Below are 25,991 nucleotides of genomic sequence, written 5' to 3'. Positions count from 1 at the left end.
TGGGCTTACGCCGCCGCACCGGCAGTTGGGGGAACGCCGGGGCGCTGCTTGGAGCGGGCACCGAAATCAGTCTGCCAGGGGAGTGCCGGTTAAACGAGCCATGCCCTCGTGCGGTCACTTCCAGGTGGTGAGGGTTTCGACCAGCGGCGTGGTGGGGCGGCCGGCTACGCGCCATCAAGTTTCGCTGGAACCACTACATCTAGTGATTCCGACACTAGGACGACACGCCCGAGAATCAGCGACACGGAACAATTTGACATTGTGGACTTACAATCCACAGCCTGTGGACGATGTGTCCGCAACCGCGAGAAATCAACGGTTTAACCCCACCATGCGGTGCTCTACTACCTGTGGACAGAGGCTCAGAGAGTTACACCTTTGTAATACGGCTCTCTGTGTCACGGTTTGTGTCGCCCCTGCACAGTAGTATTGAAACGCCAAGCAGCCCCCCAGCTAGCAACGTGCTAGCGGGGAGCTGAGGGGCATCGTCCGAAGACGGCATATCTAATTGGCGTTAGTTTGCAGTCTACAGACAGCGGGCATCCGACGTTAAATGCTTCGGCGTGTTGTGCAGTCTGGGCCGGTGCCCATCTTGGCGTTAGGAAACCAAAATGGCATCGAAAACCCATAAGCCCGGACAGAAGGCTCCCGCTTCTGCGCAGGTCAGGATCGTTGGCCCGCGAGGCGGTGACACCGGACAGGAGCGGACTACGGTTCGAGGCAAGATCCTCCCTCCCACACCGAAGCCCGGTCAGTCCTACGTCGTAGCCGACCGCACTAAAAACGGTGCAGGAAGGGGCAAGTAATGCGGCGCGAGAGGCGACTCACTGACCTCCCGGATCACGGCGAACGCCAGTTCTTCGAGGGCTCCCTTGCGGACCCACGAGGATACTGGGCGACCTATGAAGCCAACACTCGCGAGTGGGTACGCGACCGTTAGACACTAGGGCGAAGGGCCCTCGCTCATGGGGGCCCTTCGCCCGTATCGGCTTTACCTTTAGTTCGGTATGGAATAGTAATGCCGATCAGTCCCACGGTGTCGGGGAAGCGTTGCGGATTACCTGGGCATGGTGGTGGTTTCATGGATGAGATTTTCGTGGACCCCTTCTCGCTGTGGCCGGCCGTTGCCAATCACAGAGCTGCCGTGTGGGCGAAGATGGAAGCCATGAACTTCCGAAGGAATGGAATGGGCTTTGAGCAGCATTGCGAAAGTGAACTCTGCATGACTGGAGCACTATCTGACGGGCAGGCTGAGTCCTGAGCGGGCGTGTAAATGAGATCTTGGAAGAGCTGTGTGACGCTTGGGACGACATGCGGGGCCGAGGAGTCCCGCTCCAAGGGCTCCGAGGAAGAAAGACTTATGAAAGACAAGTCGCGCTGGTTCTTGGTCTGACAGCGCACACCATGGAAACCGCTCGGCTTGTTCAAGACCTCGCCGCGAGGGAAGGGCTGTCTGTTACTACGATGCCTCTAGTTCGGGCATCTCTCGAATCAGCGGTGACTGCAGTTTGGATTGCACAGGTGGAAGACGCTGCAGAGGCCTTCGGCCATCAGCACGCCAAGCAGGAAATTCTTCTTTTTGATCAGTTTCGCGCCACCGGAGATCCAACTTGGACGCATCTCTTAGAGGCGATGGAACCTCGGTCTTACGACTTTGGCGCGACAACGAGCCACCACCAGGCCAAGCACTTCCATTCTCGCTGCCAAGATTTGCAAGGCGGCATGACCATCTATGCGCTTTATCGGGCTCTAAGTGGCTGGAGCCACGCCTCAGTGAGGGTCGCCGATGAGTTTCTCCTGCATACAAACCGAAGAGATGACGGCAATACGACGTTCGCCCTCCGCCCCAAGGCATCTCCGTTTGAGGGTCAAGACACGTGGATGTTCGTGTCCGCGCTCTCGGCCCTTTGGGCGTCACGGGCGGTCAACTACCTCACCAGAGACCACGCTAGGCGAAGTCTGCTACGAAGAGCCGCCAGAGAGCTAGGAGTTCCACTCGACCTGAAACCATCGCAGGCGCCCAATAAGCGTCGCCCGCGCAAGAAGGGGCAGAGCGGCGCCTAGGGCTCCTGAGCGCCGGAGTTCGTGGGCAGCGGACATCAGCGATCATTGGTACCAGCCGCGCAACCGTCTACCGGTACCTCAGCTTGCGCTCTGGCTGCAGGGCACTTGAGTCAGCTAGGAATCTTGATCCGAAGCTTCGAGATCAGCGCTCGTTAAGAGGCTGTGTTTATTCAGTCAAAACTAATGCGCCAGCTACTTTTTAGGTACCGCGGGACCTGATCCTGGTTGCATGGTGATCGGCTGAACCCGGACGCTGGCCGGTTTTTGGCCCTCAGACAGTTTATGATCGCCCTTACGGGTCGTGGATGTGGGCTTGCTAGATTTATTGTCTGCCAATTGATTCTCCTGGTCGTCGTTCTCTCATTGTCGCGTCTAGGACCTCCAAAAGGAACTGCTGTTGCCCACTGAGCCTGTAGCCGCTTTGCTCTACGTATGTTTGCTGCTCCCCGGCATCGCGTTCGTCTGGCGATATGAGGGCCATAGTTCAACCATAAAGAGGTCTGTCTTTCGGGAGACCGCCGTAATTGTGATTGCCAGTGCAACGTCGCTGGTTGCCGTTTTCCTAATTCACTACGTACTCGGATTCTTCTTCGAGCCGGTCCGTGCCACGCTAAGGCAGTTCTTTATAGATCCGGGAGTTCTCTTTCGTCAGGACTCGCAGCTGTTTATCGGTATAGTCCTGATCGACTTCGCTCTGGCTGTCATATTTGGTGCGTTCTTTGGTAGCGCCGCTGCCACCAACCTCAGGAAGCAGTGTTGGGAGCAGTGGCTGCGCCTGTTCAAGAAGGAACCCGAGGCCTTGGAACGCAATCAGTCTGCATGGAATGCTGCCTTCGAACGGTTTCCAGACCATAAGGTCGTCGTGGGTGTGCAGTTGAAGAGCGGTGCATGGATTCAAGGGGCGCTGGATACGTTCAGCAGAACCGGGGATGAGACACCAGATAGAGCTTTTACACTAAGCGGCGACATCTGGTATCGAGCGGCCAATGGAGAAGGGGTTCATAGGCTCGAATCCCATGGAGCAGTCATAATTCAGGCTCCCGAAGTCGATTACCTGACTGTCGGCTACGAGGAACCGGTCGACTGCTGATTTGGCCCGCTATACGGGGTACTCCTTGTGAAGTTATCTACAGGCGCGGCGTGGCTGGGCCCCAAGCCACTAGGGCAGACCGGTGCAGGACCCGCGTCTCGTCAGAGTGGACTCCAAGACTCGAGTCGCGGGTTGTCAGAAAAATGGAGAACAGGCTCTAGTCTGACGCGATTACGAGCACTCATCTGACGTCAGGTTGGGGTGTACTTCAACTGGACGCCTTTCCGTCAACTATTCATCGGAATCTTATTCTTGGGCCCCGAAACGAGCGAAGCCGCCGAGCTCGTTCCAGGGGCAGGCATTCGCCCGGCTGCGAAAGTACCGTTTAGCTCGTCTATCGCGCGTCGTCCCCAATGGAGCACCGTGAAGGCTCTACCCGTGTCGAAGGTGCGCCCGGTGAGCGTGCCCCCGCCCTCCATCTCATACGAGTACAGTTTTCGATGGAAAAACTGAGGTGCCCAAGCTAACCCATGGGCGAATCCCGAACACAACTGCCAGTTCGAAAAGAACGCCGTTTCTCGAGCTTGATCGACCTCTTTGAGGGCGGCCGTCCGGTCCAATTTCGCTGTAACTCTTGTTTTCTTCAGACCCAACCTGACGGCGTCTTCTGCCAGTGTTTGACACCTGCTTTTGTTGTCAGCCGCTGCGTCGCGAGACTCCTGTTGAACGTGAGCCGGTGCCACAGGGTCTAGGGCTACTTGCTCAAAAAACTTGCTGGCATTGAAGTGTGAATCGTGTGCCACACGGAGAGCCCTCTCCTGCCTCCCGTGCCGCCCCTGCCCCGTGAGTACCCACATTCCGAGACCGGCGAGTTCAATTGTGCCGCGTACCAAGGTCGGAAGCCCGACGGGACTGAGTCGATCAGCTTCGGACACTAGGGCGTACGCCGAGGCCAAGTCGTCAACAGCAGCATCTAGGAGAGACCGCGCTACTGCGGCAACGGAAACACCCACTGGCATACCCCGCTCGTCCCCGGCAAGTACGCTCTTTGCAGCCAAAGGGTATGCGCTCTTATCCAGCGACAAGTGTTGGATCTTTCTCATCCAGGCATCTAGGTGTTCCCAATCCTCTTTATGAATCTGATCCTCGGTCATGGCAGAAGTCTCTCAGAAGCGGCCGGATGGATCGGTCGTGAGTTTGGCGCTCAGAGCTGCCGAGAGTGATGGGTAGCTGGTCTGGCAAACGAGGCTTATGTTGCTAACGCGCTTGAAGTGGAGCGTTTAGCGTACCTAACCGGGCATTTTTACAGACGGGGTATACGGGAATCGACGACCCTACTGTTGGCGTGCGAATTGTCCCTACGGGGGAGTGCCCGACTGGTGTCGCGGTGGGGGACCGCTCATTGGGTCAGTCATGACCGAGGATCCCACGGCTTCGTTCAGGGTGTGAGGGGGCCTTGCAGGACGCGGAGTGCAAAGGCGACGTCACCTTCGATTATTGCGGTATCTGCAAGGTTGGAGCGGCCCCAGAGACCCAGATACATTTCTTGCAACGGGGCGTTAATCGAAGATTGGGAGGGCCCTTGGCCGATTTTCCAGGTGGTCGCACCGGGGACGCGGAAGGTCACAGCCGCTTCCGGGCGCGGCATCCGTTCCTGGCGCAACTGGCGTGGGGTGAACATTGACAGAACCTCGTCGATACCGTCGAGCATAAAGTCCTCGTCGAGAATTGGGGCCTCCAGATCTGATGCTTGGCAGGCGTCGACGAGGTGGATGGCGTGTTCGTGTGCCTGGCGACGAAGCCAGAACCCGGCCGTGCGCGGGGGCGGGCCAAAGTTCCAGCACTGTGCCTCCGGGGTAAGTGCCGTCATTGTCCCCAGGAAAGTGTTGGTGCCGTCGATAAACCATGCTGCGGCGCCCGTGGTCGGCGGGGCCGGTTTGTCGGCGGGCTTCCCCTCTAGAAGCACTTCGACTGCCCACCGTTCGATGGATCCGAGGTGTCCGAACAGCTCATCGAGAGTCCACCCTGGGCAGGCAGGAACAGAACGGGTCAGTATTTTCTCCGGCTGGCATGCGAGCGGGATGAGACGGTCGAGGCTGGTGGCCAGCGCGGCACGGTAGCGATCGGGCGACATGAGTCGAGCATAACGGGCCGTTGGCGAGCACCACTTGATGTAGAGGCCTTCAAAACGCTTCACCGCGGGTGGCTGCCGAGGTTTATCGACTCTCTGACTCCACTTCGCGGTGGAGACCTCCATACTCCAGATCAAGCTTGACGGTGCTGGCAATGAATCGTCTTGGGGGACCGGTGCCCCCGCTCGAATGCCGGTGTCACCGGTCTGGTAACTAGCAGGTAGCAAGACGGGTTTCGCCCGATCGGCACCATGGACTAGTTCCAAGGACAAAGCATCCAACGCCGATCGAGACGACCGCGTTTGGGCTCCTAGGGAGGTGCTTAGGGATGACTTTCGGCGCGGGGCTCTGCCTGCAGTCGGCGGGTGGTCTTCATGCTACCCAGCAGACTGCGGTAGCTGCGGTGCACGTTGATAGCGGCCAGCGTCGCGATGACTGCCTTCAGGAGGTCCCCGGGTATGAACGCGAGCGAACCCAGGGCTGAGGTAGACAGCGGCAAACCAGTGATCATGCTCGTCCAGGGCACCCCGAAGGCGTAGATCACCACGACGCCGCCCAAGACCACACTGAGTAGGACTGCGATGAATCGGGCAGCACGGCCGGTCCGTTGCAGTGCCCAGTACTTGACCAGCAACCCGATGACCAGGGCGGCGGGGATCCAACCGATGAGGTAGCCACCCGTCGGGCCCAGGAATACCCCGAGACCGCCCCTGCCCCCGGCCAGCAGCGGTAGCCCTGCCAGCACCAAAGCCTGTAGGACTATGACGGCGAGCATTCCGCGCATAGGCCCAAGCAGCGCGCCGGCGAGCATCACGCCCAAGGTCTGGAGGGTGATGGGCACTGGGATGATGCCGATAGTGATCGGCGGGACCAAGCCGAGGGCGGCGATCATGGCGGCGAAAACGGCCACGAGGACCGTGTTATGGGTGGTCTGCGAAGTGTCGGGGGACATAAGGGATCCTTTAGGTTGGGCTAAGTAACTGGGATGGGACTAATTCAGGTAGAGGTGCGCTGGGTTGTGCGCGGCCGATGTGGTGCCGAGTCGTAGCACCGGGCATCGAGGGCCAGGGCGATCTCCTGGGCAGACTTGAGAGTTCGTACGAGCAGGGGAACCAGCACGGCCAGGGGGTTATGATCCAGGCCGCGGGCGAACTGGGCTTCGCGGACCTCGAGATACTGCTGGCGGATTTCCGGAATGAACCGCACCGTCATCGACAGGGCCAGGCTCATCTGGGCTGGGTTCAAACCGAAGCGCCGGGTGGGCGCCAGGACCCGTTCGAACAAGGCGAGCATCGCGCTGAACGGCGTGCTTAGGCTGATGGCGTAGGCGAACAGGCAGAGGCTGAGCAGCCGCAGAGCCGAGAGCGCGGCCGCCTCCCATCCGTTGGTAAGCCCCAGGGCGGCGAAGACGATTCCAGCCATGACGAGAAGCCCAGCCAGGATCCGCACCAGACGGACCAACGGGGTTCGGGTGAGCAAGGCTGCGACTACGGCGAGGACGAGGATCGCGGCCTGAACGGCCAAGTGTGCCACAGCGTAGATGCCGAGACTGGACAAGCACAGGAAGGCGAACTTCCAGGCGGCCGGGATGCAAGTCAGGACTGAGGTGGACTTTGTCATCAGTCGCTGATTCCTCGGTAGAATTCTGCGGCGGCCCCGGGTGCCCCATCGAAGGCGACCCGCCCATTGTGCATCACTAAGACGCGTTGGAAGTTGTCGATCAGCTCGAGATCGTGGGTCACTACGATGGCCCGCTGGTCAAGATCGGTGATGGCGGCTTGGAGCCGGCGCCGGTTGCGCCGATCCAGCATGGTGGTTGGTTCGTCGAACACGATCGTGGACGGCTTCATGACCAGCACGGAGGCAAGGGCGACCATCTGCTTCTCCCCGCCAGACAAGGCGTAGCACTCTCGATCGCGCAGGTGAGTGATGCCCAGGCGATCCAGGATCCCGTCAACCCGGGCCGCGATCTCGGTTCCGCTCAAACCCAAGTTCTTCGCGCCGAAGGCGAGATCCTCGGCCACCAGCGGCATCACGATCTGGTTTTCGGGGTTCTGGAAGACGAACCCCACCTGGCGCCGGATCCGCTTTGCGTCCTTTGCGGTGGTCAGCTCGCCCACCTGGACCGTGCCGCGGGTGGGCAGCAGCAAACCGTTGAGGAGGCGTACCAGGGTGGATTTGCCCGAGCCGTTGAGCCCGATCACCGCGATGCGGTGATCGTTCAGCCTCAGGTCGAGGCTGCGCAGGACCTCTTGGCCCTCCCTGATGACGGAGACGCCCGTCAGCCGGATGCCAGGGTGCTGAGGCGCTGAAGTCCCCGCGGGCTGATCGCGGTGCAAGGGATTCCGGAGTGATTGCTTGATCGACACCCTAAGCGTTCTCCTGGCGGGTCTCTGTGATGAAGTACAGCTGTGAGTGCAAACGGCATCCCGGATTGAACTCTGCAGCGCACCGCGGACAACCGTTCACCGCAAGGTAGTCTCGGATGGACAGTTCGCTATTGCAGACCCCGCAGTGAACGGCCGTGATGTGGTGCTCGTCTGCCGGCCACTGAACCGCCGAATGACCCGCGCTCTCCTGATGGCATAGATGACAGGGGTAGTACTGGAGGCAGCAGCGGAACTTGATCGCGACCACATCAAGTGGCGTGCGGTAGTGGACGCACCGTGTCTGGTCATCGACCGGGCTGCCCAGAACCCGTGGCACCGTCACCTTCTCTCGCTCCGGCAGGAGCCACAGCGCTGCAAATTCTGTTCTAGCGGCACGAGTACCCCTTACTTACGTGTTTCATTAATTTGTGACGCCCGTAGATCCACGCAATATAAGTTCCGTTGGGAAACGTTTTTGTTCTACCGCGGCGTCGGGGTTGTCGATTCGAGCGAGGAGAGTCTGAAGCGACACTTTGGCCATTTGCTTTATGGGTTGCCGGACTGTCGTGAGGTCAAGCACTTTCCACGCCGACATTGGGATATCGTCATAGCCGGCAACCCACAGGTCTTCGGGCACACGCAAGCCACGCTCTTTTGCCGCGTCGATGACGCCAAACGCGACGATGTCCGTCGTGCAGAAGATGGCATGCGGCGGGTCATCTGCGAGCAACAGCCTTCCGGCGCCGAGGCCCGCCTCATGGGTAAATTCTGTCTCGGGGGCGCGAGCAAGGGGGATGCCGATTCCCGCTTCGGCGAAGGCATCCACGAATCCTTTGCGTCTTTCGCGTCCGGTGCTGATCCCCGGTCCGCCGCCGACGACGGCGACGTCCGTGCGGCCGTGAGCGAGGAAATAGGTTGCGACAGCCGCGCCACCGCCAACGTTGTCTCCGGTGACCTGATCGCTAGTGACCCCCTCCAAACTGCGGTTGACGAGGACGACTGGAAGTCCCATATCGAGCGCAGTGCGCAACGCCTTTGAATCCCGGGTTGCGGTGGTGAAGATCAACCCGTCGACGAGCTTGGACCGGATGGCCTCGATCGCTGCCTGTTCGCTGTTTTCGCCCTCGGACACCCAGAAGTTGGTTCGGAGGCCCGCAAGGCCGATCTCCCTAGCCAGTGCATACATCATTTCGGGATACCAGGGGTTGGTAATTTCCCCAGCGATAACACCAATCGTCCCCGACCGCCGGGTACGCATTGCGCGTGCCTGCGCATTAGGCACGTAGCCGAACCTGGCCATAGCTTCCTCGACCCGGCGACGGTTCTCTTCGCTGACGCGCGTCGATCCCTGCACGACCCGTGAGACGGTGGCCTGCGATACGCCGGCTAGCCGTGCGATCTCCCTGCCAGTCAGCATGTCCCTCATCTCCGGCGACTAAACGTGTCACATCGCCTTTATCCTGCCGAGCCTATAGATGATAACCGGAAGTGCCCGTGGAGGGCCGTACCGCTGTCGGCACGGCCCTCAGATAAGCCTGTCAGCTCACTTGGTCGGCCAAGAACTTCGCAACGAAGGCGGTGTTGAAATCACCACTGCGGAACACGTCGCTAGCGAGGATCTCGCCCTGGAACTGAGCCGTCGTGGTCACCCCGTCAATCTGCATTTCTTCGATCGCCCGCAAGGCGCGACTAATCGCCTCATCACGGTCCTGACCCCAGACGATGAGCTTGCCGACCATCGAGTCGTAGAACGGCGGAATCACATAGCCAGTCTCAATGTGCGTGTCGAGCCGCACCCCGAACCCACCCGGAGCGCGGAAGTTCTCAATCCGACCGGGATTCGGAAGGAATCCCTTCTGCGGATCCTCTGCGTTGATGCGGCATTCGATCGCGTGACCGCGGATGACGATGTCATCCTGAGTCAGGGGCAGTGGATTGCCGGCGGCGATTTCGAGCTGGAGCTTGATCAGGTCGATGCCCGTGACCATCTCCGACACCGGGTGCTCGACCTGGATGCGCGTGTTCATCTCGATGAAGTAGTACTGACGTTCAATATTGTCGAACACGAACTCCACCGTGCCGGCATTGCGATACTTGACCTCTTGGCAGAGTGCCACGGCGGCCTGGGCGAGACCTTCCCGCAGCTCGTCATCGAGGACGGGAGACGGAGCCTCCTCAATCAGTTTCTGATTGCGTCGTTGCGCCGTGCAGTCCCTCTCACCCAGATGCACCGTGGACTGCCCATCGGACATGACCTGGATCTCGATGTGCCGGATATCGGTGAGGTACCGCTCGATGTACACGGAAGGGTCGCCGAAGGCCGTCTCGGCCTCTGACATGATCTCGCTGAGGTCCCGCTCGAGTGTCTCGCCGGACTCGACGACGCGCATGCCGCGGCCACCACCGCCCGCAGCGGCCTTGATCAAGAGCGGGTAGCCGACCTCGCTGGCCACCGTGAGTGCCTCATCGTACTGGGCGATCGCGCCCAACGAACCGGGCACCGTTGGGACGCCGGCTGCGCGGGCAATTTTCTTGGCCTCGATCTTGTCGCCCATGCGGCGGATGATGTCCGAGGCAGGACCGACGAAACCGATTCCCTCCTGCTCGCACAATGCCGCGAAATCGGCGTTCTCGGCCAGGAAACCGTAACCGGGGTGAATCGCATCGACCTGGAACGCCAGGGCGGCACTGATGATTGCTTGCGGATCCCGGTAGCTCTTGACCGAGTTCGCCGGACCGATGCACACGGCCTGGTCGGCGAGCTTGACCGGCAGCGATTCACGGTCGGCCTCGGAGTAGGCCAGGACGCTGCGGATCCCGAGTTCCTGACAAGCGCGGATGATGCGGAGCGCGATTTCGCCCCGATTAGCGATAAGGACGCTGCCCAGCTGCTCAGGCATCGCGCTTGATCACCATCAGCGGCTGACCATACTCGACGGCCTGTTCGTTCTCTACGAGAATCTGCGTCACGACGCCGTCCACGTTTGCTTCGATATTGTTCATCAGTTTCATGACCTCGAGGATGCACAGGACCGAATCCGGGCTGACGCGATCACCGACGTTGACGAACGCAGGGGATCCCGGCTTCGGAGAGGCATAGAAGATGCCAACCATCGGGGCGGTGATGACAACCTCGTCCTCGGTGGCCGCGGTCGGAGTAGAAGCCGGCGCCGCGACAGGCGCGGGCGCGGGAGCGACCGCAGTGGCTGTGGCCGCCGGGGCCGCCTCGGGAGCAGGGGCGGTCATCGCCACGGGCGCTGCGGTGGTCGGGGCCATGGCGGTGCGCTCGTTGCGCGATACGAAGAGTTCGATGTCTCCGTACTTGATCGACAGTTCACGCACATCGGTGGTGGTGTGCGCCCAATCAACGAGGGCCCTAAGTTCGCGAATGTCAGGCTGGTTAAGCGACATGGTCAGTTCTCTCCTTTGGTAATGCTGATCTTCAGGTCTCCGGCATTCAGGGTCTTGGTGCCGGTCTGGCCGGTTGCGTGCAGCGACTTCACGATCCCGAGCAACGGGTGCGGGATCTCGTCGGGGTTACCGCCCGAGGCGACGGCCATCTTCATCTCGTCGACCTGGCTTCCGGCGAACATGGCCCTCAGCAGGTGGTGATCAATCGACTCGTCGGGATAACGTGCCGCGAGGTCTTCCAGCATGGGTTTCGGTTCGCTGGGCTCGAGCGCGATATCCGAGGCGCCGTTGTCAATGATCTTCTGCCGCAACTCGGGGTCGATCTCGGCGAGCAAGTCACCGTAGTAACCGAGCACATACTTCTTAATCTCGTTCGGCACCATCTTGTAGCGCTCACCAGCCATGACATTCATGGCCGCTTGGGTTCCAACGAACTGTGCGAATGGCGTGATCATGATTGGGTACGCCAGTTCAGAGCGGACCCGCGCGATCTCCAGCAGCAACTCCTCGTAGCGGTCGGCGAGCCCGGCGGTGGCAAGCTGCGTGCGGAAGTTCGAGAGCATGCCTCCGGGGGTCTGGTGCATGAAGTGCAGGCCGTTGTACTCGACCGGTTCGCCGAGGGGCTTGTCCTCGTGTTCGGCGATCTGGCGAATCGTCTGGCTGATCTCGCCGATCTTTTCGTCATCGACGTTCACTACGTAACCCAAAGCGCGCAGATCACGCACGACGTTCTGCACCGAAGGCTGGCCGTTGCCGGAGGAGAGCGGTGCCACAGACAGGTGCAGCGAATCCGCGCCGGCCTCGGCCGCCTCAAGGCAGACGAGCGGCGCCAGCCCGGTGAGGGAGTGGGTGTGGACCTCGAGCGAACGATCACCGATGACATCCTTGAGCGCCGGCACAAGCGTGCGGATCCGCTCCGGGGTGAGCAGCCCCCCGGCATCCTTGAGCATGATCCGGTCGACGTCGGCTTTCTCGATGAGCTCCGTTGCCTTCGCCACGAACAGCTCGTCCGTATGGACGGGACTCTCACAGAATGACACTGCACCGAACGTCTCGGCGCCGAGCTTCTTGGCGTGACGCAGCCCGGGGGCAATGTTGTCGATGTCGTTCAGCCCATCGAAGGAACCGATCACCCGGAATCCGTTCGCGTACAGCCGCTCCACCCAGGCCATGATCACGTCATCGGGCAAAAAATCGAACGCGGCGATGTTCCGGGAGCGAATGAGGGCGCGAAACTTGGTGTTCGGCGCGAGCTCGTGGGCGCGGCGCACCCGCTCCCACGGATCCTCCTTCAAATAGCGCACTGCTACATCGAACTGGATCGGCGCCACGAGGTCGACGTGCTCAAAGCCAACCTTGTCGAAGTCCGCAGCCATCTGCTCGATGTGTTCGGTCCGCATGCGCGTCGCCCAGATGCTCTGGTGCGCATCACGCAGGGTGGTGTCGATGATCTTGATTTCGCGTCGGCTCCCGGCTGGTCGCCCGCCCACGCTCATTACCGACGCGATCATTTCAGTTGCGTCCATCAGCCCTGACCTCATTCCTTGGGTACACCGGGTTGCCCCCCGTGGTGAAATCGTATTCACGCTTCATGAAATCGTATTCACCACGTTTCGTCAACCCCCGATGTGATTTTTGACACGACAGGTCGAGACGATAAAACTAGGTACGACGTTCACGGCATTGACGGGCCAAGAGGCCTGGGTAGCGTGGGCGGTCGCCGCTAATGCCCAGCCGCAAAACTCGATCAGCTGTACTGCCTTGCACATGAGCTGTCGAACCGGCCCGTGCAGTTTTGCGGAATGACCGGCTGGCTTGCCCGAAGTTGTGAGCGATCGGTTCCGAAGTATGACGATTCCTCTTCAGAGGGATGCGTCCAGCCGTCCTGTGCACGTGGATGTGGGAGGCGGGGCGAACCTCGACAGGAGCGAAGTCAACCCGGGCACGGAGATCCGGGCTGATGAGTCAACACTTCAGGCATCATGACTTCGTGTTGGCCAGTTCGCAGCACGAACATGAATACGTAGTCAGGGCGTTAGCAGTGGACGCTTCGCGCTGTGGTTCGACCTGAAAAGAAGGGTAATTTGATGGTTCAGTCAGTAGACAAGAGAGAGCCTGCTGTAGGCGAGGATTTAGTATCCGGCCGGCAGCGTCGGAGATCCCTTCGTGCCAGTACGATCGGCCAGCTGTTGGAATGGTACGAGTGGAGTTCTTACGCCGTATTCGCTCCATTCATTGCGGCCGCGATGTTCAACCAGTCAGATCCCGCCTCGGCTCTTCTTTCAACGTTGGCAGTATTTGCGGTTGGTTTTCTCGTGCGCCCGCTGGGCGGCGTTGTATTCGGAGCGCTCTCGGACCGTAAGGGAAGAAAGAAGGTCATGATCACCACGATGGTCATGATGGCCCTGGCCTCCGTCGCAATTGGGCTCATGCCGTCGTATGAGACCATCGGCCTCGGTGCCTCTATTGGGCTGCTTCTAATCCGGATGATTCAGGGCTTCGCTCATGGTGGCGAGTCGGCGACGGCGAACAGCTATATTCCCGAGATTGCCCCCCGGCAGAAGCGCGGGCAATGGGGAAGCCTCGTATACGTCGCAATCTTCGGTGGCTCGGTCATTGCGTATGTATTGGGAGGCATCATTTCCCTGGTTCTTGCGGAATCGCAAGTGGCCGAGTGGGGATGGCGAATTCCGTTCATCTTGGGTGCTTTTGGTGCGGTGTTTGCTCTCTACCTTCGGCGGGGGATGCACGAATCTGAAATCTTCGATGAGAAGAATGACGAGGCCGCGGTGAAGCCTGTAGCGCTTTCCACTCCGGTGAAAGGTGGAGTTGCGGGCCAAGGTGCCGGGGCGCGGAATCCGCGTCCCCGGTGGGTTTCAATCCTCTTGATCATCGGAATGGTGTCGGGTGTGACAGCGGCCCACTACACCTGGTCGTCTTATGTTTCGACGTATGCCATCACGCAGGAAGGAATGTCCATTCAGGGTGCGTATTGGGTGACGGTCGTCGCGCAGGTTATAGGTTTGGTGGCGCTACCGCTCTGGGGCCGGCTCTCCGACCGTGTCGGACGCAAGCCAGTCATCTATTTCTTCGCGATCGCGATGGGTGTGCTTCAGATTCCCCTCATGGCAATGATCACTGACGAGCCGTGGACTCTGCTGGTTGCTTCGACAATTGCTCTGGTGATCGTGGCTGCTTCGGGTTCGTTGCTGTCCTCGATCATGTCGGAAGTCTTCCCGACGTCGCAGCGCACCCAAAGCATCGGCCTCGCCTACTCGGTGTCCGTGGCTGGTTTCGGCGGCACCGCACCCTACGTGTACCAGCTGTTCGTGTCGATCGATCTGGCATGGCTGTCCGGGGCCTTGGTCGTCGTTCTGTGCCTCCTGACCCTGGTTGCAATGAAGTTGCTGCCGGAAACCAAGGGAGTGGATCTGCGGGCCGTGTAGTTCGACCCTTCTAAAGTACTGTCAGAGGCCTTGCCGCCGTCATGCACCTGTTCCAATCCCGCAGACGGGTGACGGCGGCGGGTGTCTGACAGGTTTGACCGCTGCGCGTGCCGTCTGCCGCAGGCAATGACGGTTTGGACTTCGGGCTGACAGCACTGCATGGCTAAGCGGATGTAGAGAAAGCGGGACGTGGGGATACGAGCTAGAACATTCTCGCGTCCCGTGAGCCGCGAGTAAATACGTTCTACGACTTGTCGGCGGGCCCGTTTGCCCTGGCGTTCCACAGTTCGAAGTCAGCATTAAACCAAAGGCATTTCACTTATGACCACAACATCCCGCACCCCCGTCCTGGAGCTCTTCCGATTAGATGGAAAGGCAGCGCTGGTGACTGGGGCTTCAGGCGGTCTTGGGCGTTCCATGGCTCTCGCACTAGCGGAGGCCGGGGCCGACATCCTGGCCGTTGGGCTTGGTGACCTCGATCAGGTAGCTGAGGAGGTACGTGAGCGCGGGGTTAACTGCTCCACTTATGTAACTGATCTCAGTGCCCTAACACAGGACACCGCAGCACATCTAATCTCGTGGGCTCGAGACGCGTTCCCACAGCCGACCATCTTGGTCAACAATGCCGGGATCATTCGGAGAGGCCCAGCCATCGAGGCGGCACAATCAGATTGGTCAGCAGTTCTCGATGTGAACCTCACTGCTCCTTTCCTTCTCAGCCAAGCTTTTGCCCGTGGTGTTCTCGCAGCTGGTGATGCCCCTGCCAGCATCATCAACATCGCCTCGATCAACTCGTTCCAAGGCGGCGTGGAAGTTCCTGCTTATGCAGCTTCCAAGCATGGATTGCTTGGTCTCACTCGAGCGCTGGCCAATGAATGGACTCCGCACGGCATCAGGGTTAATGCCATCGCCCCGGGGTACATGGAAACCGACTTCACCCTTGCTCACAGGGAGAACGTTGAGCGGGCGGAAAACATGTTGCGCCGTATTCCCGCCAACAGTTGGGGACGCCCACAGGATCTTTCAGGAGCAGTCGTGTTCCTTGCGTCAAACGCAGCTGCCTATGTCAGTGGCGCTGCCCTCACTATTGATGGTGGGTGGCTGTCTCGATAGTTGAGTGCCAACTCCGAAAGAGGGTTGCTGTCATGTCGAAACTTGGGAAATGAAAGGCGGAATGTGAGACCTATGGAGAACAACTACTTGCGTTTCCTGCAGACGCTCGTACAACTCGAGACGGAATCTGGAAATCTGGACGCCCAGCACCATCTCCAAAGCCTCTGCATCGACTTTGTGGAGCAGCACACCTCTGATGTCACCATCAGTCGCGGGAACAACTATCCCTGGACGTTGCTCACAACTGGCAGCGGGTCGGCCCCGGTGATGTTCGTCTGTCATAGCGACACCGTGCCAGCAGGTAAGGCCGGCACTTGGTCCTCTCATCCGTTTGACGGTGCTATCGATTTCGAACGAGGGACACTCCACGGCAGGGGGAGCGTCGACATGAAAGGTGGCCTGGTCGCAGCATTGGTCACCTTGATTCGCGCGAACGTCGCCGGAGCTGACGTAGCTGTCCTCTTGACGGCGGATGAGGAAATCGGCAGTATAGGAGCTGTTGTCGCAGCTGAGGGGCTGGCTCAATTAGACCCCGCGTTTATCATCGTTCCTGAGGCCACCAACAACCAGGTTTCGCTTGGTCACCGTGGGGCTCTTTGGGTGAAGGTCGAAGCGCAGGGCGTAGCCGCCCACGGTTCTCGACCACATGCCGGAATCAACGCCATTAAGACTCTCGTGAGGGGAGTCGTCGACAACCTCGATGCCTTTCCTGCGGCCTCCGATGAGTACTTGGGTAGAGAAACGGTCAACCTCGGTTATCTTTCCGGGGGGAGCGTGCCCAATATCGTTCCGGACCATGCAGAGCTATCCCTAGATTTCCGCACGGTAGGTGATCCCCAACGAATTCTCGACTGGCTCGGCGGCCTCCGGGGTGACCTTCGAATCACAGAGCTGATCAATCTGGCTCCCGTCCGCGCCGGGCAGCCCCCGACGGTATTGCGGGACTTCTCGCCAGCACCCGCAGCCCCCTACTTCACCGACGGTTCGGTTCTCCAAGACCGGTTCCCCGATGCCCCCATCGTGATCTGGGGTCCAGGAGATCCTGCCATGATGCACGCCATCGACGAGACACTTGATCTATCCTCTCTCGACACTGCGATTGAACATTTTTGGCGGGCAATATCGGGAGGGTCAGATTAACGGGATAGTCCCTCGTTGAGATGCTGAATGGTGCGTTCTAGCCGAGGTTCAACGAACTCTGACGAAGCCGCAATCCTCGCATAGGCATACAGACCCGGAGCTAGGGCAATGCGCCTTGAAGGCCACGCTTGTTTGATTCCTCCGGGACGGAGGGTGCAGGAAGTACTGCGTCTCGTCCATGGGGGATCGCGAGAAATATGCCCGCGCGCTGGCTGGCGAGGGATGGCTGTCCTGCGTGTCGGCGAGCCAAGCCAGAGGGTTCCGCATTGCTCCAGGTCAAGCTCCACGATGTGGCGCAGTCTTGTAAGAGTGCTCAAAGATCGGCCTGCGTCGTTTGCCTCCCGTATGCGTCCGTCCAACGTTTCCAGTCAGAGATCTGCGACACGGATGAGGACTTTCCCGACGACGCCGCTCTGCACCGCGTCATGTGCGGCCGCGGTGTCCTCGAGGGAATACCAGGTCAGCGGGAGGCCGGCGTCTTCGCCAACCGGGAGCGCGTCATCGGCCAGGGCTGCACTGATGTCTTCGGCTGCCGCAGCGAGGGCGTCCGCGCCGACAGTGTAGAGCAGCAGGCCTTGGAAGCGTAGGTTCTTCGCGAAGCCGGGGCGCACGGCAGCGGTAAAGGTGTCACCGCCGTTGTCCGCGTAGAAGGCGATCACCGCATGGTTGGCGGCAAGCGCCGCGTTGACGTCGGCATTGGCGGCGATTGACACCTCCACGAACTGGTCGACGCCGCCGGGAGCAACTTCGTTCACTTTCTCGGCGAGGTCGCCACGGGTGTAGTCGAATACGTGATGCGCCCCGGCAGCGCGCGCCAGCGTTGCCTTGGTGCCGGAACTGACCGTTGCGATGACCGTTGCGCCCGCCCAGCGGGCTAGCTGGATGGCGGCATGGCCCACTGCGCCCGCGCCCCCGGCGACGAGGACGACCCGGCCGGCGAGGGACCCGGGCGACAGGCGCGCGGGTCCGTGTTCGTGGACGGTTAGTGCGCGGTGCGCGGTGATCGCCGGCACGCCAAGGCTCGCGCCAACGGCGAAGTCGATGCCCTCGGGGAGCCGGACTGCCCGGGCCGCTGGGAGAATCACGTATTCCTGGGCGGTACCGCCTGCCTGTTCGTGCTGCGCAAGGTACAGCCATACCCGGTCGCCGACGGCGAGGCCAGCGACTCCTTCACCGATTGCGTCGATGATGCCGGCGCCGTCCTGGTTGGGTACGACTTCTGTGAAGTCGCCGCGCCGGGTAGACCCGTTACGGGCCTTCCAGTCGGTAGGGTTCACGCCGGACACGGCAATTCTCACCCCGACCTGCCCGGGGCCGGGCGTGGCGGGCTCCCGCTCGACCAGCGACAGCACGGCCGAGGGGCCCGACGAGGTGTAGACGACGGCTCTCATATTCAGCGGTACCTTTCGTATTCGATGCGCTCTGTCGGCAACCCGTGTGGCGGGCTTTTCCGCCTTCACTGGTTTCGGCGCCTTCCGGCGGCCGGTCGTTGGCGGTGCAGGCAGCGGGCGGCGGATTGACAGTGAGCAGGATGCTGCATCAGCAACGCCCTCAAGCTATCCCCGCCGCCGGACGCTTGTCGAGGCCGGAAACCGGTACTGCTTCACGATCATCGCTCGTTCGGCGCCTCTTGGATTAAAGCTGTGTGTTGCTGCCACTCCCTGATGCATGGCTGCCCGCGTTGCCGAGGGTGGTCTTCGTCTGTGCCCGGTATCGGCAGCAACAGGGCTTCCGGATACCGGGGATAACGTGCGCCATCATCAGGGCAGGGGCGGTCCCGTCAGCTGACGGTTGTGCTGCGGCCATTAGGAACAAAATGATGCAATTTCAAGGCGTATTAATTAGCGGGTGCTCTTTCTGCCAGAAACAAATTCACATTCACTCGACAAGCGAATATAGAAAAACGTGCGGAGAAGCGCTTCCGAACGCCCTCGGAAGCCGCGTTCCTGGATAGTGCAGCGGTAGGCAATCTGCCTTGGCGGGACTATACCAACACGTCCCCGGGAGCGACACGTCCGGGGACTGAATCACTGAGAGGAATTGGCTAGATGCCAAGGAATGAGATGTCTTTATCTCACGACGAACGAAAGCGGTTGGAGGAGATGGAACGACAGATCGCTTCCGAAGACCCGGTATTCGCCCGAAGGCTTCGGGCGAGAAAGCCCGGTCGTTCGGCGATAGCTCCGCGCTGGCCGGGGCTGCTACTGCTGTTGGCCGGGCGCTGATACTCCTGATCGGCATCGCCACGCAATTGCCTCTCATGGGAATGATCGGCTTCCTTCTCATGGTCGAGGCGGTTATCAGCAGGTTCGCGAGCCGGGCCCTCTCAAGACATCGGGCGAGCCAGCCAGATCACTTGTTCCCCTTACTTCATGTGAATTCCACCGTTGACGTGAATCGTTTCGCCGGTGATGTAGCTCGCCTGGTCCGAGCAGAGGAAGGCGATCACAGCCGCGATCTCCTCCGGCTGCGCGAATCGCCCAAGCGGAATCGCCGGCTGCGATTGGATCGAGGCTGCGGAGCCCGGTGCATTGCTCATTGGAGTCTCCACGATCCCGGGCGCAACGACGTTCACCCGCACCTGCGGCGCGAGTTCCTTCGCCAGAGAGCGGGAAAGACTCTCGACCGCGCTCTTCGATGCCGCGTACGCCGATACGCCCGCACCGGAGCGAGTGCCAGCCATCGAGCTGATCGTAACAATCGACCCACCCTCGTTCATGAGGTGCGCGGCGGGCTGGAGTACGTTCGCGGTTCCCACGAGGTTCACGTCGATGACGCGGCGCCAATCGTCCATCGGCGCGTCGGCGAGGGCGGCGCCAATGAAGATGCCGGCGCAGTGCACGACATGATCGAGCCGACCTGCGACCGCGTGCGCAGCGGCCACCGCACGGTTGCATTCTTCTGTGCTGGTCACATCCGCGACCTCGAATCTGACGCGGTCGCAATGCTCGTCGCGCAGCGACTTTACCGCGCGCTCAAGCGCCACCTGATCACGATCGAGGAGGTGCACCGAGGCTCCACGTGTCAGCAGCGTCTCCGCCGCGGTCAGGCCTATCCCGCTGGCACCGCCGGTGACGATGCACGTACGGCCTTCAAAATCCCTCATCATCCAACTCCTTGTCCAACGCTTCCTCAATCAGCAGACATATGCGCTCCATCTCGCGCATGAGATACGCATCCGAATCTGGGCCGTATCTCGAAGTCGGGATAGCGGCCGACAGCGCCATGACTGTGTTCGGCGGCACGACAAAGCTTTTCGCGATCGCCGTGACGCCGATCTGCGTCTGATCTTTATTGACCGCGTACCCGCGCGATCGGACGATGTCGAGTTCCTGCATGAATCCCTCACGCCCGACGCCGCCTGCAGTCCCTGGATCGAGGCTCTCGAGGAGGCCCGCCGCACGCGGACTGGCCAGGATGGCTTTGCCGGCAGCCGACGTGAACAGCGGCAGCGAGTGCCCAGTCCGATCGCCGACGCGGCCACTGCGCTGTGCCTCGACGCTCAGGATGAAGCGCACCTCATCGAATTCGAGCACCTGGATGTTGACCGTCTCATTGATCCGATCGGCCAGCTCCTCCAGAAAGGGCCGGGTCACCACTTTGACTTTCGCATACAGTTCGTGCTGCGTGCTCGGGCGCTGCAGCACGCGGCCGGCGCTGTACCTGCCGTCGAAGTTCTTTTGGGCATAGTCGCGCTTGACCAGCGCCGTCAGCAGTCGGTGTGCCGTGGACGGTGCCACGCCGAGCTGATCGGCCGCCTGTGTGACCCGGATCTGCTTGTTGGCCAGTAGCAGCTTGGCCAACCGCAGCGCATTGCGGACCGAAGTCCGCCGGAATCGCTCGGCGACCTGCTGGTCAGGACGCATGCGCGTACTCACGCTGCACCGGCTGCGGGTTCGTGGTACGACGCACGGAAGAGAAGCGATAATCGCGCAGTGGCAAGAACCGCGTCATCGCACGGTACGTGTACGTGGGCAGCGGCCAGTTAACGGTGATCTTGCCGTCATCGGTCTTGTACCAGGAGTTGCAGGTGCCAGCCCACGCGGTGTGCTCGAGTTTCGGCTGCAGCCACGTGTTAAACCGGTCGTGCGCCGACTGGCGAACCTCGATCTCCGAGTACTGCTTGCGCTGCTTTTGCTTGAGCAGCCGCACGATGTGGCGTGCCTGAGACTCGATCATGTAGATCATCGAGTTGAAGCCGAGACCGGTGTTCGGACCGAGCATCGTGAACATGTTCGGGAATCCTGGAACGGAGGTGCCGAGGTATGCGGATGCTCCGTCGCTCCAGGCCTCCTCGAGTGAGACACCGCCGCGACCAGTGACCTCCACGGAACTGAGGAACTCTGTCGCTTTGAACCCGGTGCAGAAGATGATGACATCGGCTTCGTGGCGCGCACCGTCGGCGGTGATGATCGTGTCTTCCTCGACGCGCTGCACGCCGTGGGTGACGAGCGAGACGTGCTCCTCGCCAAACATCTGCAGGTAGTGGTTCGAGATCAGCACCCGCTTGCAGCCGAGTTTGTAGTCAGGGACGAGCTGCGAGCGTACCTCTGGGTCAGCGATGCTCCTATTAAAGAAGCCGAGCGAGACGTCGGTGAGCTTCTGGTTTGCCTTCTCGTCGGTCATCACCGAGATGCGACGCTCTCGTTGCACGTACAGCCATGCGCGAAGCAGCTTACGTCCGGTTTTCGACCGCTCGAGCAGGTCGAACAGGCGCGACTGCGGTCGCAGGGGCTTCGGGATGATCCAGTTGGCCGACCGCTGGAACACGGACAGGCTCTGGACACGGTCGGCGACCGCGGGGGCAAGTTGGATGACCGTCGCGCCGTTTCCGATGATCGCGACGCGCTTGCCCGTCAGGTCGATGTCCTCGGCCCATCGGGCGGAGTGCAGCTGTCGACCGCGGAAGCCGTCGAGTCCAGGTATCGCCGGGATCTTCGGCTCGCTGAGCTGACCGACAGCGAAGATGACGTGCTCGTACACCCTCTCATCGCCCGACTCGGTCGTGACTGTCCACTGCGCATTATCCTCGGCGTAGCAGGCGGAGAGGACGGTGGTGTTGTAACGGATGTGCTGTTCAATGCCGAGCTGGCGGCTGGCCTCGTGGATGTACTGGTGGATGTCTTTTTGGGTTCCGAAGAAGTCCGGCCACGAAGGGTTATCGAAGAAGGAGAACGAGTATAGGAGGGTCGGGACGTCGCACGCGGCGCCGGGGTACTTGTTGTCCCGCCAGGTGCCGCCGGGGCTGTCGGCGCGTTCAAGGATCTCGTAGTCGTGGAACCCGGCGCGCTGGAGTTCGTGGGCCATCGCGATGCCGGCAAACCCGGCTCCGATGATGGCGACGCGTGCGCGCGGGGCCTGGTATGGGTTGACGGGCATCGGTGCCTCCTGATGTCAGTGGGTCTGGGACCCGGAAGAGAGAAGTTGTTTCACTGATCGTGGATGTGCGTGCGGATGACGTCGAAGATCTGATCCGCCTCATCGGTCAGGCCGCGCATCCACAACAGTCCGTGCAGCTGTCCGCGGAGGTTCACGACGTCCTTGAGCACACCGATCTCCGACAGCTGGGCCGCAAGCTCCTGGCCCTCCTCGCGGAGCGGGTCCAACTCGACGGTCACTACGGAGGTCGGCGGCAGGCTCGCAAGAGACGACCGCGTACCTTCCGCATCGGTCGCCGAAGCCCGCGCGGACGGGTTGGGCTGGTAGAGGTTCCAGAACATCTCTACGCGGTTTGCCGTCAAGGTGATCCCGTCGGGCGTCGTGGGACGTGTCGCGTCGTTCGGCGGGTTCACCGCGGGGTAGATGAGCACGAGCCCCTCGACCGTCCGTCGCTCTTGAGAAGAAAGCTGAAGCATGGCTCGCAACGCGAGGTAGCCGCCGGCGCTGTCGCCGACGACGACGATCCGACGCGCGGATGGGGCCACGCGCCCGGGTTCGGCGGCGATGGCGCGCAGCTGCGCCACGACGTCGACCTCCGCGGCAGGGGAGTGGTGCTCCGGTGCGAGCCGGTAGCTGATGGACAGCACACGGGCCTGCGTCGACAGCGCCATGTATGCCGCCACATCCGCCACGAATTCGGTGTCTCCGTAGACCCAACCGCCTCCGTGCGCATACACCACGAGGGTGTCGGCATCGGCGCCGGCGGGCGTAAACAGTCGACCGCTGAGGGCTTCGCCGTCGCGCAGTGCAATGACGATATCCCGCTCGGTCACCTGTCCGCGATACGAACCCATGAGGGCTCGCAGATTCGGCGTGTTGGCGCGGATGCCGTCAAGCGTCACGGCCTCTTCGCGGGGACGGATGCTTAGCAGCTGTTCAGCCAGCGAAGCCACGCTCGGCGCCACTGAATGTAGCAGCTCTCTCGCCATGGTTCACTTCTCCTTTCCCTGCGGCGCGTGCAAAGCGGTAAGCGCCGAGTCCACCGTCGACCGGAATGTCGATGCCGTTCATCCACGCTATGTCCGGTCGGGCCATTAGCGCTGCCACAGCAGCGATGTCGACCGGAGTCGCGAGGCGCCCGACCACGGCGCGCGCCTCGTCGATCACTGTGTCGCCGATGGTCTGACGGAAGTCTTCGAGAATGGGGGTTGTGACGGGACCGGGGCTGATGCTGTTGACTCGAATGCCGCGGGCGATCAGCTCGACGGACATGAGCTGGGTAAGCACGATCACGCACTCCTTCGTAAAGGGGTATGCTGCCGCGCCTTCGATTCCCTGCTCTGCAATCCATGCCAGCTGGTCATCGGTGTCAAGATCGAGGAAGCCGACGACGCCCTCAGCGCGGTTTCGCCAGCCCGAGCCGGCGAGTGAAGCGATGTTCGTAATGAAGCCGCCGCGATCGATCCGGGGCACGCAGACATCTGCCATCCGCCGATAGGCGGTGACGTTCACCAAAAGCTGGGTCTGGACCGGCGCGGTGCCGGGGACTCCTGCGACATTGAACAGCCCGTCGAGTCGATCCGGCAGCTGCGCCGCAACGTGTTCGAACCCCGCTTGGTCGGTGAAGTCGGCGGTGATGCTCGCGGTCCACGGCCCGGCCGCGGTGTTGCGGTCGATGGCCACCACCTCCGCGCCCTCGCGGTGCAGCCGCTCAGCCACGGCCAGGCCGATGCCTGACGCGGCGCCGGTCACTGCGAACGTGCGACCTGATAGGTCCTTGCTGATGTCGTCACTCACGGAATACTCACATCCTTGTCCATTTCGGTGAGGGAATCATGGATCCCGAACGATGCTCCACTGTTGCCGGACAACAGGACCCAGCGCAACCGATTTCCGCTATATGACAGAAACGTCGCTCAACGCAACGCAACTCGCTCCCACCAAGTGTTAGTTTGCCGCCTAGCGGAAAAGGTTTGTGTTTGGTCGGGAGCGCGCTGATGCTGGAGTGCATCGCAGAGGCGCACAGAAAGGCTGGCGCGGTACTAAGGCACGCAAAATCAAAAAGGAGACTTCAATGACTGGTCGTTATCTCAAGCCCATGGTGGCACTGGCGAGCCTCAGCGTGCTCGCCTTGACCGGTTGTGCAGCAACCAGCACGCCTGCGGTGTCCGAGGACAGCCCCGCGGGCGGGGAGCTCACCACTATGTCGGTCGCCATACTCCCGGGACAGAGCGTCGCGGTGCTCCAGCTGGGTGACGAGCAGGGCTACTTCGAAGATGAAGGCCTTGAACTTGACCTGCAGCTGGCCAACGTCGGCTCGTCCATCGTCACCGGTGTCATGCAGGGCAGCTACCTCGTCGGTAACGCGTCTCCGGTGGCGATCCTCACTGCCGCCAGCCAGGGTGCCCCGCTCAAGTACGTTTCCGCGTCGTCGGTCGTGCACGACGGCGCTCCATACACCGCGTCCGTCGTCACGGACGACCCGAGCATCAAGAGCTTCAAGGACCTCGCTGGCAAGACCGTGGGCATCAACGCGGTCAAGGGCGGGTTGGATGTCTGTCTCCAAGCCGCGCTCAAGGCGAACGGACTGTCCACTGACGCCGCCTCACCGCTCGAGCTGCCCCCGCCGCAGACCCTCGCCGCGATCGAACAGGACCAGGTGGATGCCGGCATCCTGTTCGAGCCGTTCGGCAGTGCGGCAGTGGCCGCAGGCTTGACCAAGATCGGTGACGCGTGCGCGGAGGGCCAGCCGGACGGTACCCCGTTCGGCATCTTCTTCGCCAGCGAGGCTGCGACGACGGAGCGCGCGGACGACCTCGACGGCTTCAAACGTGCCTGGGCGAAGTCGGTCGAGTACACCAACGCCAACCCTGAACTGCTCAAGGAGCAGTCGGCGAAGCTCTCCGACGGTGCGCTCAAGCCCGAGGACATGTTCATGATGCGCGACGCTTCTGAAGCCTCGAGCGAAGTGCTGGAAGAGCTCGTCGATAACATGGTCGAGTTCGGGGTCATCGGCTCTGTGGAGTCCGTCGAGGGTTTCTTTGAATGACGAACTTGCAGACGGAGCGCCCCACCGAAGTGGCGCATCCGACCATCCCACGTTCGGAGCCTGAGAGCAACCGGACTCCGGTCCGACTCTGGTCGAGCCGCAAGCCGTTGCTGGGCATCGGGGGTGTCATCGGCATCCTGGTCGGGTGGGAGGTGCTGAGCCGTACGAACGTGCTGCCCAGCACGTACTTCCCGCCCGCCTCGGATGTCCTCTCGACCCTGATGGCCCAGGTTTCGCAGACGGCGTTCTGGAACTCAGTATCGCTGACGCTGCAGGGCTGGCTCGCCGGGCTGCTGATCGCCGCCGTCATCGGCCTGATCCTGGGCGTACTCTGCGGCTCGAGCAAGCTGATCCACGACTTCTTCCGCATCACGATCGAACTGCTCCGGCCCATCCCACCGGTCATCCTGATCCCGCTGGCGATCCTGCTGCTCGGCGTCAACCAGCAACTGAAGGTGTTCCTCGTGACCTACGGAGCGGTATGGCCGCTTTTGGTGCAGACCATCGCCGGTTCGCAGGCCATGAACGCCGTCACCGTCGAGATGACCCGGTCATACCGGCTGACGCGGTTCCAGCTGTTCAAGATCCGGATCATGTCGGCATCGCCTTACATCGCCACCGGATTCCGCATCTCCGCGACGATCGCACTCATCGCCGCCATCGTCGCAGAGATGGTCGGCGGGGTACCGGGCCTCGGTGGGGACATCCTCGCGGCGCAGAACAACAACAATGAGACCGGCATGTACGCGTTGATCCTGGCAGTCGGAATCGTCGGACTGATCGTGAACTCCGTGTTCCAGTTCGTGGAGGGCAAGGTCCTGTTCTGGGATCACTCGCACCGCCCCAAGGAGGGTTGAT

24 protein-coding genes are annotated in these 25,991 nt (G+C 61.2%); 9 read left to right on the top strand and 15 right to left on the bottom strand.

What is annotated here, in order from left to right:
• The first annotated feature begins 1,081 nt into the window (after positions 1-1,081).
• The 3 genes from MNQ99_RS18920 to MNQ99_RS18915 all read left to right on the top strand — a co-directional run bounded on the left by MNQ99_RS18920 (position 1,082) and on the right by MNQ99_RS18915 (position 3,154).
• Positions 1,082-1,261, top strand: a complete 180-nt coding sequence (locus tag MNQ99_RS18920; protein ID WP_241915496.1) for a hypothetical protein — start codon at positions 1,082-1,084, stop codon at positions 1,259-1,261.
• Between the two features lie 50 nt (positions 1,262-1,311).
• A complete protein-coding gene (locus MNQ99_RS19250; RefSeq protein WP_422387547.1) occupies positions 1,312-2,064 on the top strand; it encodes a DUF5677 domain-containing protein in 753 nt (250 codons plus the stop codon).
• Between the two features lie 397 nt (positions 2,065-2,461).
• Positions 2,462-3,154 carry a DUF6338 family protein gene (locus tag MNQ99_RS18915; RefSeq protein WP_241915495.1) on the top strand — a complete coding sequence of 231 codons (693 nt, stop codon included), beginning with the start codon at positions 2,462-2,464 and terminating at the stop codon, positions 3,152-3,154.
• A 1,378-nt stretch (positions 3,155-4,532) separates the two neighbouring features.
• Here the strand turns inward: MNQ99_RS18915 and MNQ99_RS18910 are convergent.
• From MNQ99_RS18910 to MNQ99_RS18870, 9 genes are all read right to left on the bottom strand, one after another.
• Positions 4,533-5,228: a maleylpyruvate isomerase family mycothiol-dependent enzyme gene (locus MNQ99_RS18910; protein WP_241915494.1), complete on the bottom strand. Its 696-nt coding sequence runs from the start codon at positions 5,226-5,228 to the stop codon at positions 4,533-4,535.
• 320 nt (positions 5,229-5,548) lie between these two features.
• Positions 5,549-6,178, bottom strand: a complete 630-nt coding sequence (locus MNQ99_RS18905) for a biotin transporter BioY (protein WP_241915493.1) — start codon at positions 6,176-6,178, stop codon at positions 5,549-5,551.
• Positions 6,179-6,222: 44 nt separating this feature from the next.
• On the bottom strand, positions 6,223-6,846 hold the full coding sequence (locus MNQ99_RS18900) for an energy-coupling factor transporter transmembrane component T family protein (RefSeq protein WP_241915492.1): 624 nt from the start codon (positions 6,844-6,846) through the stop codon (positions 6,223-6,225).
• Positions 6,846-7,595, bottom strand: a complete 750-nt coding sequence (locus MNQ99_RS18895) for an energy-coupling factor ABC transporter ATP-binding protein (protein WP_338423133.1) — start codon at positions 7,593-7,595, stop codon at positions 6,846-6,848. The genes MNQ99_RS18900 and MNQ99_RS18895 overlap by 1 nt, the downstream gene beginning before the upstream one ends.
• Position 7,596: 1 nt before the next feature.
• On the bottom strand, positions 7,597-7,863 hold the full coding sequence (locus MNQ99_RS18890) for a CHY zinc finger protein (RefSeq protein ID WP_338423140.1): 267 nt from the start codon (positions 7,861-7,863) through the stop codon (positions 7,597-7,599).
• 153 nt (positions 7,864-8,016) lie between these two features.
• Positions 8,017-9,012, bottom strand: a complete 996-nt coding sequence (locus tag MNQ99_RS18885; protein ID WP_241915490.1) for a LacI family DNA-binding transcriptional regulator — start codon at positions 9,010-9,012, stop codon at positions 8,017-8,019.
• Between the two features lie 121 nt (positions 9,013-9,133).
• Positions 9,134-10,495, bottom strand: a complete 1,362-nt coding sequence (accC, locus tag MNQ99_RS18880) for an acetyl-CoA carboxylase biotin carboxylase subunit (protein WP_241915489.1) — start codon at positions 10,493-10,495, stop codon at positions 9,134-9,136.
• Positions 10,488-11,006, bottom strand: coding sequence for an acetyl-CoA carboxylase biotin carboxyl carrier protein (gene accB / locus MNQ99_RS18875; RefSeq protein WP_241915488.1), 519 nt, complete (start codon positions 11,004-11,006; stop codon positions 10,488-10,490). The genes accC and accB overlap by 8 nt, the downstream gene beginning before the upstream one ends.
• Positions 11,007-11,008: 2 nt before the next feature.
• Positions 11,009-12,532 carry a pyruvate carboxylase subunit B gene (locus tag MNQ99_RS18870; RefSeq protein ID WP_241915487.1) on the bottom strand — a complete coding sequence of 508 codons (1,524 nt, stop codon included), beginning with the start codon at positions 12,530-12,532 and terminating at the stop codon, positions 11,009-11,011.
• A 561-nt stretch (positions 12,533-13,093) separates the two neighbouring features.
• On the opposite strand from MNQ99_RS18870, the gene MNQ99_RS18865 reads away from it, so the two are divergent.
• From MNQ99_RS18865 to MNQ99_RS18855, 3 genes are all read left to right on the top strand, one after another.
• Positions 13,094-14,452 carry an MFS transporter gene (locus MNQ99_RS18865; RefSeq protein ID WP_241915486.1) on the top strand — a complete coding sequence of 453 codons (1,359 nt, stop codon included), beginning with the start codon at positions 13,094-13,096 and terminating at the stop codon, positions 14,450-14,452.
• A 321-nt stretch (positions 14,453-14,773) separates the two neighbouring features.
• A complete protein-coding gene (locus MNQ99_RS18860) occupies positions 14,774-15,565 on the top strand; it encodes an SDR family oxidoreductase (protein WP_241915485.1) in 792 nt (263 codons plus the stop codon).
• 72 nt (positions 15,566-15,637) lie between these two features.
• Entirely contained in the window at positions 15,638-16,705 is a 1,068-nt protein-coding gene (locus MNQ99_RS18855) for a M20 family metallopeptidase (protein ID WP_241915484.1), read from the top strand.
• Between the two features lie 368 nt (positions 16,706-17,073).
• Here MNQ99_RS18855 and MNQ99_RS18850 read toward each other — a convergent pair whose 3' ends face one another.
• Positions 17,074-18,096, bottom strand: a complete 1,023-nt coding sequence (locus tag MNQ99_RS18850) for an NADPH:quinone reductase (protein ID WP_241915483.1) — start codon at positions 18,094-18,096, stop codon at positions 17,074-17,076.
• A gap of 657 nt (positions 18,097-18,753) precedes the next feature.
• Here MNQ99_RS18850 and MNQ99_RS19245 point away from each other — a divergent pair.
• Positions 18,754-18,930 (top strand): DUF3040 domain-containing protein, encoded by a 177-nt coding sequence (locus MNQ99_RS19245; RefSeq protein ID WP_422387544.1) that lies wholly within the window; start codon positions 18,754-18,756, stop codon positions 18,928-18,930.
• Between the two features lie 140 nt (positions 18,931-19,070).
• Here MNQ99_RS19245 and MNQ99_RS18845 read toward each other — a convergent pair whose 3' ends face one another.
• From MNQ99_RS18845 to MNQ99_RS18825, 5 genes are read right to left on the bottom strand one after another with little or no spacing between them, the layout of a single operon-like run.
• A complete protein-coding gene (locus MNQ99_RS18845; protein WP_241915482.1) occupies positions 19,071-19,814 on the bottom strand; it encodes an SDR family NAD(P)-dependent oxidoreductase in 744 nt (247 codons plus the stop codon).
• Positions 19,798-20,571 (bottom strand): IclR family transcriptional regulator, encoded by a 774-nt coding sequence (locus MNQ99_RS18840; protein WP_241915481.1) that lies wholly within the window; start codon positions 20,569-20,571, stop codon positions 19,798-19,800. Before MNQ99_RS18840 ends, MNQ99_RS18845 begins: the two co-directional genes overlap by 17 nt.
• The gene (locus tag MNQ99_RS18835; protein WP_241915480.1) at positions 20,561-22,084 is read right to left on the bottom strand and encodes a flavin-containing monooxygenase; all 1,524 of its coding nucleotides are present in this window, start codon (positions 22,082-22,084) and stop codon (positions 20,561-20,563) included. The genes MNQ99_RS18840 and MNQ99_RS18835 overlap by 11 nt, the downstream gene beginning before the upstream one ends.
• Positions 22,085-22,134: 50 nt before the next feature.
• Positions 22,135-23,073, bottom strand: coding sequence for an alpha/beta hydrolase (locus MNQ99_RS18830; RefSeq protein ID WP_241915479.1), 939 nt, complete (start codon positions 23,071-23,073; stop codon positions 22,135-22,137).
• A complete protein-coding gene (locus MNQ99_RS18825) occupies positions 23,021-23,881 on the bottom strand; it encodes an SDR family oxidoreductase (protein ID WP_241915478.1) in 861 nt (286 codons plus the stop codon). The genes MNQ99_RS18830 and MNQ99_RS18825 overlap by 53 nt, the downstream gene beginning before the upstream one ends.
• A gap of 277 nt (positions 23,882-24,158) precedes the next feature.
• Between MNQ99_RS18825 and MNQ99_RS18820 the strand changes: the two genes are divergently transcribed.
• Both MNQ99_RS18820 and MNQ99_RS18815 read left to right on the top strand, forming a co-directional pair.
• Complete coding sequence (locus tag MNQ99_RS18820) at positions 24,159-25,133, top strand: ABC transporter substrate-binding protein (RefSeq protein ID WP_241915477.1); 975 nt, start codon at positions 24,159-24,161, stop codon at positions 25,131-25,133.
• A complete protein-coding gene (locus MNQ99_RS18815) occupies positions 25,130-25,990 on the top strand; it encodes an ABC transporter permease (protein WP_241915476.1) in 861 nt (286 codons plus the stop codon). The genes MNQ99_RS18820 and MNQ99_RS18815 overlap by 4 nt, the downstream gene beginning before the upstream one ends.
• The last annotated feature ends 1 nt before the right edge of the window (position 25,991 follow it).

Source organism: Arthrobacter sulfonylureivorans (assembly GCF_022637435.1).
Lineage (GTDB): Bacteria > Actinomycetota > Actinomycetes > Actinomycetales > Micrococcaceae > Crystallibacter > Crystallibacter sulfonylureivorans.
This window is presented reverse-complemented; position numbering and strand designations above follow the sequence as displayed.